Consider the following 13,776-nt stretch of genomic DNA (forward strand, 5'->3'; position numbering starts at 1 on the left):
ACCGTTCGATTGGTGTCGCGGGCAGCCCACCACCACTCGTCGTATGACGGGACCGGTCGGTGGGCCACTCGCGTGCTGCACGTATGTGCCCAGACCAGGGGAGCGGCTGCCCATCAGGCCCGGCAACGGACCCGGAGGGTTTCCCCGGCTGCGGATGCGACCTCCCTCAACCCTGACGAGCCGAACACTGAGAAATGAGAGATTGTGGCGAACCAGTCCCGCCCCAAGGTCAAGAAGTCGCGTGCCCTCGGCATCGCGCTGACCCCGAAGGCCGTCAAGTACTTCGAGGCCCGCCCCTACCCCCCGGGTGAGCACGGCCGTGGCCGCAAGCAGAACTCGGACTACAAGGTCCGTCTGCTCGAGAAGCAGCGTCTGCGTGCGCAGTACGACGTGTCCGAGCGTCAGCTCGTCCGCGCCTACGAGCGTGCCTCCAAGGTGCAGGGCAAGACCGGTGAGGCCCTGATCATCGAGCTCGAGCGCCGTCTCGACGCGCTGGTCCTGCGTTCGGGCATCGCCCGCACGATCTACCAGGCCCGCCAGATGGTCGTCCACGGTCACATCGAGGTCAACGGCGGCAAGGTCGACAAGCCGTCGTTCCGCGTCCGTCCCGACGACGTCGTGATGGTCCGCGAGCGCAGCCGCAGCAAGACGCTGTTCGAGGTCGCCCGCGCCGGTGGGTTCGCCCCCGACGGTGAGACCCCGCGCTACCTCCAGGTGAACCTCGGCGCCCTGGCGTTCCGCCTGGACCGCGAGCCGAACCGCAAGGAGATCCCGGTGATCTGCGACGAGCAGCTCGTCGTCGAGTACTACGCCCGCTGATCACCAGCCGGACGTAGCACACGCACCACTCAGCCCGCCGTCTCCCCACCCTTGCGGGTGGGCGAGGCGGCGGGTTCCTGCATGCCGACGCCACCCTGAGCGTGCCGTGCCGGTCCGCGCGGCACGGGCAACGCCCGCGGACTCCGCCCCAGCGCCCGGGCCACGGCAGCGTCCCGGCCGAGCCAGCCCCCCGTCCGCACGCACTCCGCGTAGCGGAGCCGAACAGCGGCAGGCCCACCGAGGGCCATATCGAGGCGGCGGCGCCCTGCAGCACCGCGGCCTCCGCTGTATCACCCCTGGCCGCCGTGACCAGCGCCAGCAGTTCGATCGTCAGCACCGAGCCGAGCAGATCGTGGAAGGCGTGGGCGGCGCCCAGACAGTCGGTCAGCAGCGTGCGGGCCCGCCATCAGATCGCCCTCGCTCCACGCCGCGTACGCCAGCACATACAGCGCGTACGACCTGGTCCAGCCCTCGCCGTGGTCCTCGCAGACCCGGCGGACGTCCTGGCACAGCCGTACGCCTCCGGCAGATCGCCCTGGAACGCGCGCGTCATCGCCAGCTCGACCTGACCCATCAGGACGTTGCTGTTGAGCTCGCCGATCTCCTGGTAACGCTCCAGCGCCGAGCGCAGCAGCGTCTCCGCGCGGGCCATGTCGTCGCTGACCAGGGCCAGACAGCCGGTGCGGTGCTCGGCGTACGCCACCGCCGTCGGGTTCGCGGACCGCTCCGCCTCTTCCCGGCACTCATGGAGTGCGGCCGGCGCCGGCACCGTGTCGCCCTGGAGGATCGCGACGTAGCCGAGCACCCACAGGGTCTTGAGCCGGGGCAGTTCGTTGTCGGACTCCAGCCGCACGGCCCGCTCCAGCCAGTGCCGGCCCTCCGACAGTCGTCCGCAGCCGACCCAGAAGAACCAGAGCGAACCCGCCAGGTACTGGCCCAGATGTGCCTCGTCAGGGTCGCCGAGGCAGTGCTCCAGGGCGCTGCGCAGATTCGGCAGCTCCGCGTCGATACGGGCGGCCACCTCGGCCTGCCGCGGGGAGAACCAGTCCAGCTCGCACCAGGTCGCCAGGCCCAGCTACCAGTCGCGGTGCCGTAGCCGCAGCCGGTCCGCGTCCCCGGTCGCCTCCAGCCACTCGGCGCCGTACGCCCGGACTGTGTCCAGCATCCGGTAGCGCACGCCCGTCGAGGCCGGAGACGACGGCGAAGCAGGCCCAGCAGGTCAGCACCAACGTCGTCTCCGGCCTTGCCGCAACGACGCGGCCTCTACACGTACTCCACGGCCTCCAGGTCGAACAGCCCCGCGAACACCGAGAGGCGTGACCACAGCAGCCGCTCCGGAGGCGTGCACAGCTCATGGCTCCAGCCGATCGTCGTACGCAGCGTCCGATGCCCAGGGCAGAGTGTCCCGCCCCCCGCCGGTCAGCAGCCGGAACCGGTCGTCGAGCCGCTCCAGCAACTGACCGGGGGCAGGGCCCGCAGCCGCCCGGCGGCCAGCTCCACGGCGAGCGGGATGCCGCCGAGGCGCCGGCACAGTCCCGTACGTCGGGATCGGCGGCGACGGACACTGCCCTGCCGGTCCGCCCGGTCCACGAAGAGCTCCACGGCCTCGGCCTCGGTGAGCGGCTCCAGCGCGAACACCCGCTCGCCCGCCACCGACAGCAGCCGACGGCCCACGGCGAGCACCCTCAGCCCCGGCGCCCGGTGCAGCAGATCGGTCACCAGCTCGGCGCAGACGTCCACCAAGTGCTCGAACCCGTCGAGAACCAGCAGGAGTTCACGCCCCGGCCGCGCCAGGTGTGCCAGCAGGATCTCGCGCGGCAGCCGGGCGGTGTGGTCGGTCAGCCCCAGCGCCTCCACGACCGCGAAGTCGACGAACTCCGGATCGCGCACCGACGCCAGATCGACCCGCCACGCCCCGTCCCGCAGCGCCGCCCGTGCCGCCAGCCGGGATTTGCCGATGCCGCCGGGGCCGGTCAGGGTCACCAGTCGCGAGCTCTCCAGAGCCAGCGAGAGTGCGGCGAGTTCGGCCGAGCGACCCACGAACGCGTCCAGTTCGAGGGGGAGATTGCCGTCGCGGAGCCGATCGTCACGCATGGAACGCGGAGCGTACTGAAGCGTGTTCGGTCCGTACAATCGCTCCGCGCGACGCGGCCTCGCGCGCACGGTAATACCGGTGCGGAGGCCCGCCCGCGGCGCGATAGGCTCACTGCACGACTTTTTCGATGTTCAGGCACGTACAGGGAGCGGGTGCGCGGTGTCCGGTGGCGAGGTGGCCGGGATCCTGGTGGCCGTCTTCTGGGCGATCCTGGTCTCCTTCCTCGCCGTCGCGCTGGCGAGGCTGGCCCAGACGCTCAGGGCGACCACCAAGCTGGTGGCGGACGTGACCGACCAGGCCGTCCCGCTCCTGGCGGACGCCTCCTCGGCGGTCCGCTCCGCGCAGACCCAGATCGATCGGGTGGACGCGATCGCCTCGGACGTCCAGGAGGTCACCTCCAACGCCTCCGCCCTGTCCACCACCGTCGCCTCCACCTTCGGCGGCCCCCTGGTCAAGGTCGCGGCCTTCGGATACGGCGTGCGCAGAGCGATCAGCGGCCGCAAGGACGACGTGCCCGCCAAGGCACCCCGGCGTACCGTGATCGTGGGCCGCACCGTTCCGGCGTCACGACGGAGCAAGCGGAAGAAGGACTGAGACCTAGCGATGTTCCGCCGTACGTTCTGGTTCAGCACGGGCGTCGCCGCCGGTGTGTGGGCCACCACCAAGGTCAACCGCAAGCTGAGGCAGCTGACCCCCGAGAGCCTCGCCGCGACGGCGGCGAACAAGGCGCTCGAGGCCGGTCACCGCATCAAGGACCGCGCGGTGGGCTTCGCGCTCGACGTCCGCGACAACATGGCCCAGCGGGAAGAAGAACTGGGCGACGCACTGGGGCTGAACGCCCCGGTCGACCCCGAAGTCCCCGCGCCCCGGCGGTACACCGCCATCGAGAACCGCAACAACCCGAAGTACGTCGAGGGATCGACGTACCGGACGTACCCGTACAACCGAAACGAGGACCACTGATGGAGTCGGCCGAGATCCGCCGCCGCTGGCTGAGCTTCTACGAGGAGCGCGGTCACACCGTCGTCCCTTCGGCGTCGCTCATCGCGGACGACCCGACTCTGCTCCTGGTCCCCGCCGGCATGGTCCCCTTCAAGCCCTACTTCCTCGGTGAGGTCAAGCCGCCGTGGGCGCGCGCCACCAGCGTGCAGAAGTGCGTGCGCACGCCCGACATCGAAGAGGTCGGCAAGACCACCCGGCACGGCACGTTCTTCCAGATGTGCGGCAACTTCTCCTTCGGCGACTACTTCAAGGAAGGCGCCATCAAGTACGCCTGGGAGCTGCTCACCAGCCCCCAGGACAAGGGTGGTTACGGCCTGGAGCCGGAGAAGCTCTGGATCACCGTCTACAAGGACGACGACGAGGCCGAGCGCATCTGGAACGAGATCATCGGCGTGCCCAAGGAGCGCATCCAGCGCCTCGGCATGAAGGACAACTACTGGTCCATGGGCGTCCCCGGACCCTGTGGCCCCTGTTCCGAGATCAACTACGACCGCGGCCCCGAGTTCGGCGTCGCGGGCGGCCCCGCCGTCAACGACGAGCGGTACGTGGAGATCTGGAACCTCGTCTTCATGCAGTACGAGCGCGGCGAGGGCATCGGCAAGGACAACTTCGAGATCCTCGGCGAGCTCCCCAGCAAGAACATCGACACGGGCCTCGGCCTCGAGCGGCTCGCGATGATTCTGCAGGGCGTGCAGAACATGTACGAGATCGACACCTCCATGGCCGTCATCAAGAAGGCCACCGAGCTGACGGGCGTCGCGTACGGCGACGCCCACGCGTCGGACGTCTCCCTGCGCGTGGTCACCGACCACATGCGGACGTCCGTGATGCTCATCGGCGACGGTGTGACCCCCGGCAACGAGGGCCGTGGCTACGTCCTGCGCCGCATCATGCGCCGCGCCATCCGCAACATGCGGCTGCTCGGCGCCACCGGTCCGGTCGTGCTCGACCTGATCGACACCGTGATCGCCATGATGGGCCGGCAGTACCCCGAGCTCGTCACCGACCGCGAGCGGATCGAGAAGGTCGCCGTCGCCGAGGAGAACGCGTTCCTCAAGGCCCTCAAGGGCGGCACGAACATCCTCGACACCGCCGTCACCGAGACCAGGCAGGCCGGTGGCACGGTCCTGTCCGGCGACAAGGCGTTCCTGCTCCACGACACCTGGGGCTTCCCGATCGACCTCACCCTGGAGATGGCCGCCGAGCAGGGGCTGTCCGTGGACGAGGACGGCTTCCGGCGTCTGATGAAGGAGCAGCGGGAGCGCGCCAAGGCCGACGCGCAGGCCAAGAAGACCGGCCACGCCGGCGCCGGCGCCTACCGCGAGATCGCGGACAAGGTCGGCGAGACCGAGTTCATCGGCTACGCGGACACTGACGGCGAGTCCACGATCGTCGGCATCCTCGTCGACGGCACCTCCTCCCCGGCCGCCACCGAGGGCGACGAGGTCGAGATCGTCCTGGACCGCACCCCGTTCTACGCCGAGGGCGGCGGCCAGATCGGCGACACCGGCAAGATCAAGGTCGACTCCGGTGCCGTCATCGAGATCCGCGACTGCCAGAAGCCGGTCCCGGGCGTCTACGTCCACAAGGGGGTCGTCCAGTTCGGTGAGGTCACCGTCGGTGCCAAGGCCCACGCCTCGATCGACTCCCGCCGCCGTACGGCCATCGCCCGCGCCCACTCGGCCACCCACCTCACCCACCAGGCCCTGCGCGACGCGCTCGGCCCGACGGCCGCCCAGGCCGGTTCCGAGAACCAGCCCGGTCGCTTCCGCTTCGACTTCGGCTCTCCGTCCGCCGTTCCCACGGCCGTCATGACCGACGTCGAGCAGAAGATCAACGAGGTGCTCGCCCGCGACCTCGATGTGCACGCCGAGATCCTGAGCCTCGACGAGGCCAAGAAGCAGGGCGCCATCGCCGAGTTCGGCGAGAAGTACGGCGAGCGCGTCCGCGTCGTGACCATCGGCGACTTCTCCAAGGAGCTGTGCGGCGGCACCCATGTGCACAACACCTCGCAGCTCGGCCTGGTCAAGCTGCTCGGCGAGTCGTCGATCGGCTCGGGTGTGCGCCGTATCGAGGCCCTCGTCGGCGTCGACGCCTACAACTTCCTCGCCCGTGAGCACACGGTCGTCGCCCAGCTCCAGGAGCTGATCAAGGGCCGCCCGGAGGAGCTCCCGGAGAAGGTCTCCGCCATGCTCGGCAAGCTGAAGGACGCCGAGAAGGAGATCGAGAAGTTCCGCGCCGAGAAGGTCCTGCAGGCCGCGGGCGGTCTCGCCGAGTCCGCCAAGGACGTCCGCGGCATCGCCCTCGTCACCGGTCAGGTCCCGGACGGCACCACCGCCGACGACCTGCGCAAGCTGGTCCTCGACGTACGCGGCCGCATCCAGGGCGGCCGGGCCGCCGTCGTGGCGCTGTTCACCACGGTCAACGGCAAGCCGCTCACGGTCATCGCCACCAACGAGGCCGCCCGTGAGCGTGGCCTCAAGGCCGGCGAGCTGGTCCGCGCGGCCGCCAAGACCCTCGGTGGCGGCGGTGGCGGCAAGCCGGACGTCGCCCAGGGCGGCGGCCAGAACCCGGCTGCGATCGGCGAGGCCGTCGAGGCCGTCGAGCGTCTGGTCACGGACACCGCGAAGTGACGATGCGCAGAGGCCGCCGACTCGCCATCGACGTCGGGGACGCCCGCATCGGGGTCGCCTCGTGCGACCCCGACGGGATCCTCGCCACCCCGGTGGAGACGGTCCCAGGCCGGGACGTCCCGGCCGCCCATCGACGGCTGAAGCAGATCGTCGAGGAGTACGAGCCGATCGAGGTCGTCGTCGGACTCCCTCGCTCCCTCAAGGGGGGCGAGGGCCCGGCCGCGGTGAAGGTCAGGGCCTTCGCCCAGGAGCTCGCCAAGGGCATCGCGCCGATACCGGTGAGGCTGCTGGACGAGCGGATGACCACGGTGACGGCCAGCCAGGGACTGCGCGCCTCGGGTGTGAAATCCAAGAAGGGCCGCTCCGTCATCGACCAGGCCGCCGCGGTGATCATCCTCCAGCAGGCGCTCGAATCCGAACGGGTGTCAGGTAAAGCACCCGGAGAGAGCGTCGAAGTGGTCATCTGATCGCGATACGGTAACGTTCCGCGCGACTGCGGCGCTGTTCGAACAGATGCCGCACAGAGAGAGGCGGAACTGATGCCGGGCCACAAGCCGCGCGACCGCCGCCTCGCGGCTCGAGGGGATCGATGACTGAGTATGGCCGGGGCCAGGAAGGCTCCGAACCGTGGCATCCGCAGGACCCGTATTACGGGGACGGCGGATGGGAAGGGCAGCAGGGCCACGCCGGCCAACAAGCTGCCTACGGCGGCCAGCCGCAGCACTATCCGCAGCAGCCGCAGCAGCCGCAGCAGCCGCAGCAGTCGGAGTACGGCGACTGGGGCGCCGGCCAGCAGGGCGATCCCGGTCAGGCGCAGCAGCAGTACCCGCAGCAGTACGACCAGCAGCAGTACGACCCGAATCAGAACTACGACCAGCAGCAGTACGCGCCCCAGCAGCACCAGCAGCCCCAGCAGCAGTACGACAACAACGGCTGGGGCACCGGGACGCACACGCACGTCCAGTACACGGACCCGTCGGACCCCTACGGTCAGCAGGCCGCCGCGTACGGCACCGGGGAGCAGCCGGACTACTACGGCACCCCCGACGCCTACCCGCCGCCGGAGCCGCCGAGTCGCCGGCGCACCGAGCCGGAACCGCAGCGGACGGACTGGGATCCCGGCCCCGACCAGGGCGAACACGCCTTCTTCGCGGGCGGCGGTGACGACGAGGACGATACCGAGGACACCGACGACCAGGGCGGACGCGGCGACCGCAGGGGCCGCGGCGGCAAGAAACCGAAGAAACGGCGCAGCGGCTGCGCGTGCCTGGTGGTCCTGCTGGTGTTCGGCGGCGGGGTCGGTGGCGTGGGCTATTTCGGCTACCAGTTCTACAAGGATCGTTTCTCCTCGGCTCCGGACTTCGCGGGTGACGGAACGAGTTCGACGGTGGCCGTCACCGTCCCGAAGGGTGCCAACGGCGCGGAGATCGGGCGGCTCCTTGAGAAGGCCGGCGTCGTGAAGAGCGTGGACGCGTTCGTGTCCGCGTTCACCCAGAACGACAACTCGGGCAGCATCCAGGCCGGCTCCTACCTCCTGAACAAGGAGATGTCCGCCGAGAGCGCCGTGGCGCTGATGCTCGACCCCAAGAGCAAGAACAACCTGATCGTCACCGAAGGCCAGCGCAATTCAAAGGTCTACGCGGCTATCGACAAGCGCCTCGACCTCGACAAGGGCACCACGGCGAAGGTCGCGAAGCAGAAGTACAAGGAGTTCGGGCTGCCCGACTGGGCGCTGGGCCACTCCGAACTGAAGGACCCGCTCGAAGGGTTCCTCTACCCCTCCGCCTACGCGGCCAGCAAAGGGCAGAAGCCGGAGACCGTCCTCAAGGAGATGGTCTCCCGGGCGAACGACACGTACGAGGAACTCGGCCTGGAGAAGAAGGCGGAGGGCCTGGGCCTCGACGGTCCCTGGGAGCTGCTCACCGTGGCGAGCCTCGCGCAGGCCGAGGGCACCAGCCACGACGACTTCCGCAAGATGGCCGAGGTCGTCTACAACCGGCTCAAGCCCGGGAACCCGCAGACGTACGGCTCCCTGGAGTTCGACTCCACGTACAACTACATCAAGAACCAGAGCAAGATCGATCTGACGGTCGCCGAGCTGAAGCAGTACAACAACCCTTACAACACGTACTACGTCAAGGGACTGCCCCCCGGGCCCATCGACAACCCCGGTGCGGAGGCGCTCAAGGGAGCGCTCAACCCGACGAAGCAGGGCTGGTACTACTTCATCTCGCTGGACGGCAAGACCAGCAAGTTCACCAAGACGCTCGCGGAGCACGACAAACTGGTCCAGCAGTTCAACGCGTCGAGGAACGAGGACTGACAACGGTTGGGCCCCGGGGCGGGAGTCCACCCCGGGGCCCAACGGTTCGGCCGCTCCGTCAGCCGCACCAGCCCAGCGGGCTCGTGTACGTGTCGGTGTACGGAGACGAAGAGCTCCACCAGCGGGTCGACCCCATGTACTGCACGCACTTGCCCGCGGCCTTCACGCGCACGGGGCCTGCGTAGGAGTTGTAGTTGCCGGGGTCGTTGATCCAGGCGCCGCCCTCGGCGCGGATGCCGACGTTGACGGGGTTGCCGATCTGCTCGCCGGTGACGACGGTGACCGCGCAGTTGTAGCCGGTCGAGGAGTTGTAGAGCAGGTACACGATCGCCTGCGGCCCGCCGGTCTCCAGGTACAGGCCAAGCTCGTGGGACGACTGGACGTAGTAGCCCGAACCGCAGACGGTGACCGGGTTGCTCGCCGCCTGTGCCGAGCCCGTGAACGCCAGGGAGATGCCCAGGGCGGCGCAGATCGCCACGACTGCTCTCAGAACGTGTCTCATGGTGGTTGGAGTGTCCTCACTGACAAAGGATCAAGACGCGAGGGACGATACGATCCGGAGGGGTCGTCAGACAGCGGGTTTCCGGACGCCGGGTGGCGATTTTCGGATAATTGGTCGACTGGGGGCCGACGTCGGGAAACGGACCGAATCCGCAGACGCCGCAGGGCGGATTCGCGAGGCTCAAGGACAGGTTCAATGACAGCTCGGGCCACTGACACCCGCCGGGCCGCCGTGCTCGGTTCGCCCATCGACCATTCCCTCTCGCCGGTGCTGCACCGCGCCGCGTACGAGGAACTGGGGCTCACCCACTGGTCGTACGACCGCTTCGACATCGATGAGGCCGCCCTGCCCGGGTTCGTCGCGGACCTGGGCCCGGAGTGGGCCGGGCTGTCGCTGACCATGCCGCTGAAGCGGGCCGTCATCCCGCTGCTCGACGAGGTCAGCGAGACCGCCTCCTCGGTCGGGGCGGTCAACACCCTCGTGTTCACCGAGGACGGCCGCCGCGTCGGCGACAACACCGACATCCCCGGGATGGTCGCCGCCCTGCGTGAACACGGCATTGAACAGGTGGATTCCGCCGCGATCCTCGGTGCGGGCGCCACCGCGTCCTCCGCGCTGGCCGCGCTGGCCCGGGTCTGCGCCGGTGAGGTCGTGGTCTACGTCCGCAGCGAGGCCAGGGCCGCCGAGATGCGGCAGTGGGGCGAGCGACTTGACGTCGAGGTGCGTACCGAGGACTGGGCCGACGCCGCCGACGCGCTGCACCGCCCCCTGGTGATCGCCACCACCCCGGCCGGCACGACGGACGCCCTGGCCGCCGCTGTACCCGAGCGGCCCACCACCCTCTTCGACGTGCTCTACGAGCCGTGGCCCACCGAGCTCGCGGCCCGCTGGTCCATGTTCGGCGGGGCCGTGGTCAGCGGACTCGACCTGCTGGTGCACCAGGCGGTGCTGCAGGTCGAGCAGATGACGGGCTGTGCCCGGGCCCCGCTGGCGGCCATGCGAAAAGCGGGCGAGCGCGCGCTGGCTGCCCGCTAGGATCCTCCGGGTTCCGCAGGGGGCGGAACCGGGAGGGGAGTACAGACGTGTCCGCAGGCGTGCAGCTGGCATCCGGCAAGAGCGAGATATTCGAAGCCGTACTGAAGTTCATGCCCGACTGGGTGCAGATCACGGTGATCGCCCTGGTCGTGCTCGCGGTGTTCGTGTCCTGGGGCGTCAAGCTCAAGCGCAAGATCGACTACCGGCGGGCCGTGCGCAACGGGCAGCCGGTCCACGCGGCGGCGCAGTACGGGCAGCGCAGCGGCGCCGACCATCTCGGTGCGTACGCGCCCCAGCAGGCGCCGATGCTGCCGCAGCCGGCGCCCGCCCAGCAGAGCGGTGCCGACTTCCTGGGGGCCTACGCGCCGCAGAACCGGCAGGGGAACGGTTCCGTCTGAGCCGTTGCGGTGCGCATCCGTCCGCCTGATGGACCAGCGGCGGGAGGAGCGTGCCGGACATGGGAGGATCGAAGGTGGCGGGCCGGGGCCGCGCACCCGGTCGCGCCATTGCCGTACGCGAGGACGCGTGTACGCAGGGCAGTACGAGGGCGCGAGCACTGAGGAGCACCGTTGAGCAGGTTGCGCTGGCTGACCGCGGGGGAGTCCCACGGCCCCGCACTCGTCGCGACGCTGGAGGGTCTTCCCGCCGGCGTGCCGATCACCACGGAGATGGTGGCGGACCACCTTGCCCGGCGCCGCCTCGGTTATGGACGCGGCGCGCGGATGAAGTTCGAGCAGGACCAGGTCACCTTCCTCGGCGGCGTCCGGCACGGCCTCACCCTCGGCTCCCCGGTCGCGATCATGGTGGGCAACACCGAGTGGCCCAAGTGGGAGCAGGTCATGGCTCCCGACCCCATCGACCCGGAGATCCTGGCCGGACTCGCGCGCAACGCGCCGCTGACCCGCCCGCGCCCCGGCCACGCCGACCTCGCCGGCATGCAGAAGTACGGCTTCGACGAGGCCCGCCCGATCCTGGAGCGCGCCTCCGCCCGCGAGACCGCGGCGCGTGTGGCGCTGGGCGCGGTGGCCCGGTCGTACCTCAAGGAGACGGCCGGCATCGAGATCGTCAGCCACGTCGTCGAGCTGTGCTCCGTGAAGGCCCCGCAGGGTGTGTACCCGACCCCGGCCGATGTCGAGAAGCTGGACGCCGACCCGCTGCGCTGCCTGGACGCGGACACGTCGAAGGCGATGGTGGCCGAGGTCGACCAGGCCCACAAGGACGGTGATACCCTCGGCGGCGTGGTCGAGATCCTGGCCTACGGCGTCCCGGTGGGCCTCGGCTCGCATGTGCACTGGGACCGCAAGCTGGACGCCCGCCTGGCCGGTGCGCTCATGGGTATCCAGGCCATCAAGGGCGTCGAGCTCGGTGATGGTTTCGAGCTGGCGCGGGTGCCCGGCTCCAAGGCGCACGACGAGATCGTCAACACGCCCGAGGGCATCCGCCGCGTCTCCGGCCGCTCCGGCGGCACCGAGGGCGGTCTGAGCACGGGCGAGCTGCTGCGCGTACGTGCCGCGATGAAGCCGATCGCGACCGTCCCGCGCGCCCTGCAGACCGTGGACGTCACCACCGGCGAGGCCGCCCAGGCCCACCACCAGCGCTCCGACGTCTCCGCGGTGCCCGCCGCGGGCATCGTCGCCGAGGCCATGGTCGCCCTGGTCCTCGCGGACGCGGTGGCGGAGAAGTTCGGCGGCGACTCGGTGCCCGAGACCCGCCGGAACGTCCGGTCGTACCTCGAGAACCTGGCCATCCGATGACCCGTCCGCAGGTGGTGCTCGTCGGCCCGATGGGCGTGGGCAAGTCCACCGTCGGGCAGCTGCTGGCCGCGCGGCTGGGCGTCGGCTACCGGGACACGGACGACGACATCGTCGCCGAGCAGGGCCGGACCATCGCCGAGATCTTCGTCGACGAGGGTGAGCCGGTCTTCCGGGCGATCGAGAAGGCCGCCGTGCGCCGGGCGCTCACCGAGCACGACGGTGTCCTCGCCCTCGGCGGCGGCTCGATCCTCGACGAGGACACCCGCGCGCTCCTCGCCGGACAGCGGGTCGTCTACCTCTCGATGGACGTCGAGGAGGCGGTCCAGCGCACCGGACTCAACGCCGCCCGTCCGCTGCTCGCGGTCAACCCGCGCAAGCAGTGGCGCGAGCTGATGGAGGCCCGGCGGCACCTGTACGAGGGGATCGCCACGGCGGTCGTCGCCACGGACGGCCGTACGCCCGAAGAAGTCACCCAAGCCGCCCTGGACGCACTGGAGTTGAAGGAAGCATGAGCGAGGCAGCGACGCGGATCCAGGTCGGCGGCACCGCGGGCAGCGAGCCGTACGAGGTCCTGGTGGGCCGTCAACTCCTGGGCGAGCTCGGCGCGTTGATCGGTCCCAAGGCCAAGCGGGTCGCGGTCGTCCACCCCGAGGCGCTCGCCGAGACCGGTGAGGCGCTGCGGGCCGACCTCGCCGAGCAGGGCTTCGAGACGGTCGCCATCCAGGTGCCCAACGCCGAGGAGGCCAAGACCGCCGAGGTCGCCGCCTACTGCTGGAAGGCGCTGGGCCAGTCCGGCTTCACCCGCACCGACGTCGTCGTGGGCGTCGGCGGCGGCGCGACCACCGACCTGGCCGGTTTCGTGGCCGCGACCTGGCTGCGCGGCGTGCGCTGGATCGCGATCCCCACCACCGTCCTGGCGATGGTGGACGCGGCCGTCGGCGGCAAGACCGGCATCAACACCGCCGAGGGCAAGAACCTCGTCGGGGCCTTCCACCCGCCGGCCGGTGTGCTGTGCGACCTGGCCGCGCTGGAGTCCCTGCCGGTCAACGACTACGTCTCCGGACTCGCGGAGATCATCAAGGCGGGCTTCATCGCCGATCCGGTGATCCTGGACCTCATCGAGTCCGACCCCGAGGCCGCGCGCACCCCGGCGGGCCCGCACACGTCCGAGCTGATCGAGCGGGCCATCCGGGTCAAGGCCGAGGTCGTCTCCGCGGACCTGAAGGAGTCGGGGCTGCGGGAGATCCTCAACTACGGCCACACGCTGGCCCACGCCATCGAGAAGAACGAGCGGTACAAGTGGCGGCACGGCGCCGCCGTCGCCGTGGGCATGCACTTCGCGGCCGAACTCGGCCGTGTCGCGGGCCGGTTGGACGACGCCACGGCGGACCGTCACCGCACGGTCCTGGAGTCGGTCGGCCTGCCGCTGCACTACCGCTACGACCAGTGGCCCAAGCTGCTGGAGAACATGAAGGTCGACAAGAAGTCCCGCGGCGACCTGCTGCGCTTCATCGTCCTGGACGGACTGGGCAAGCCCACCGTCCTGGAGGGCCCCGACCCGGCCGTGCTGCTCGCCGCGTACGGCGAGGTGGGCGAGTAGTCCGTACAGGCGC

The 13,776-nt window shown here is 70.1% G+C and carries 12 protein-coding genes and 1 pseudogene; 11 read left to right on the plus strand and 2 right to left on the minus strand.

From position 1 onward, the window contains the following. Positions 1-204 precede the first annotated feature (204 nt). Complete coding sequence (gene rpsD, locus QF037_RS38205) at positions 205-819, plus strand: 30S ribosomal protein S4 (protein ID WP_266833177.1); 615 nt, start codon at positions 205-207, stop codon at positions 817-819. Positions 820-848: 29 nt separating this feature from the next. Here rpsD and QF037_RS38210 read toward each other — a convergent pair. Continuing rightward, a pseudogene (locus tag QF037_RS38210) lies at positions 849-2,913 on the minus strand (ATP-binding protein). Between the two features lie 160 nt (positions 2,914-3,073). On the opposite strand from QF037_RS38210, the gene QF037_RS38215 reads away from it, so the two are divergent. The 5 genes from QF037_RS38215 (at position 3,074) to mltG (ending at position 8,872) form a co-directional block, all read left to right on the plus strand. Beyond that, on the plus strand, positions 3,074-3,508 hold the full coding sequence (locus QF037_RS38215; RefSeq protein ID WP_046260067.1) for a DUF948 domain-containing protein: 435 nt from the start codon (positions 3,074-3,076) through the stop codon (positions 3,506-3,508). 9 nt (positions 3,509-3,517) lie between these two features. Further along, positions 3,518-3,877: a hypothetical protein gene (locus QF037_RS38220; protein ID WP_307033256.1), complete on the plus strand. Its 360-nt coding sequence runs from the start codon at positions 3,518-3,520 to the stop codon at positions 3,875-3,877. Beyond that, positions 3,877-6,549, plus strand: a complete 2,673-nt coding sequence (alaS, locus tag QF037_RS38225; protein WP_307033258.1) for an alanine--tRNA ligase — start codon at positions 3,877-3,879, stop codon at positions 6,547-6,549. Before QF037_RS38220 ends, alaS begins: the two co-directional genes overlap by 1 nt. Before the next feature lie 2 nt (positions 6,550-6,551). Then, a complete protein-coding gene (ruvX, locus tag QF037_RS38230; protein WP_307037572.1) occupies positions 6,552-7,016 on the plus strand; it encodes a Holliday junction resolvase RuvX in 465 nt (154 codons plus the stop codon). A 122-nt stretch (positions 7,017-7,138) separates the two neighbouring features. Continuing rightward, the gene (gene mltG, locus QF037_RS38235; RefSeq protein ID WP_307033260.1) at positions 7,139-8,872 is read left to right on the plus strand and encodes an endolytic transglycosylase MltG; all 1,734 of its coding nucleotides are present in this window, start codon (positions 7,139-7,141) and stop codon (positions 8,870-8,872) included. 58 nt (positions 8,873-8,930) lie between these two features. On the opposite strand, the gene QF037_RS38240 is transcribed toward mltG, so the two are convergent. Then, positions 8,931-9,374 (minus strand): spore-associated protein A, encoded by a 444-nt coding sequence (locus QF037_RS38240; RefSeq protein WP_307033262.1) that lies wholly within the window; start codon positions 9,372-9,374, stop codon positions 8,931-8,933. A 195-nt stretch (positions 9,375-9,569) separates the two neighbouring features. On the opposite strand from QF037_RS38240, the gene QF037_RS38245 reads away from it, so the two are divergent. The 5 genes from QF037_RS38245 (at position 9,570) to aroB (ending at position 13,763) form a co-directional block, all read left to right on the plus strand. After that, positions 9,570-10,409 carry a shikimate dehydrogenase gene (locus tag QF037_RS38245; protein ID WP_307033264.1) on the plus strand — a complete coding sequence of 280 codons (840 nt, stop codon included), beginning with the start codon at positions 9,570-9,572 and terminating at the stop codon, positions 10,407-10,409. Between the two features lie 47 nt (positions 10,410-10,456). Beyond that, positions 10,457-10,807, plus strand: a complete 351-nt coding sequence (locus tag QF037_RS38250; RefSeq protein WP_307033266.1) for a hypothetical protein — start codon at positions 10,457-10,459, stop codon at positions 10,805-10,807. A gap of 171 nt (positions 10,808-10,978) precedes the next feature. Beyond that, positions 10,979-12,163, plus strand: a complete 1,185-nt coding sequence (aroC, locus tag QF037_RS38255; protein ID WP_307033268.1) for a chorismate synthase — start codon at positions 10,979-10,981, stop codon at positions 12,161-12,163. Beyond that, positions 12,160-12,675 (plus strand): shikimate kinase, encoded by a 516-nt coding sequence (locus tag QF037_RS38260; RefSeq protein WP_307033270.1) that lies wholly within the window; start codon positions 12,160-12,162, stop codon positions 12,673-12,675. The genes aroC and QF037_RS38260 overlap by 4 nt, the downstream gene beginning before the upstream one ends. Further along, entirely contained in the window at positions 12,672-13,763 is a 1,092-nt protein-coding gene (gene aroB / locus QF037_RS38265) for a 3-dehydroquinate synthase (protein WP_307033273.1), read from the plus strand. The genes QF037_RS38260 and aroB overlap by 4 nt, the downstream gene beginning before the upstream one ends. Positions 13,764-13,776: the final 13 nt, after the last annotated feature.

The sequence above is a fragment of the Streptomyces canus genome, assembly GCF_030815415.1.
Taxonomy (GTDB): Bacteria; Actinomycetota; Actinomycetes; order Streptomycetales; family Streptomycetaceae; genus Streptomyces; species Streptomyces canus_F.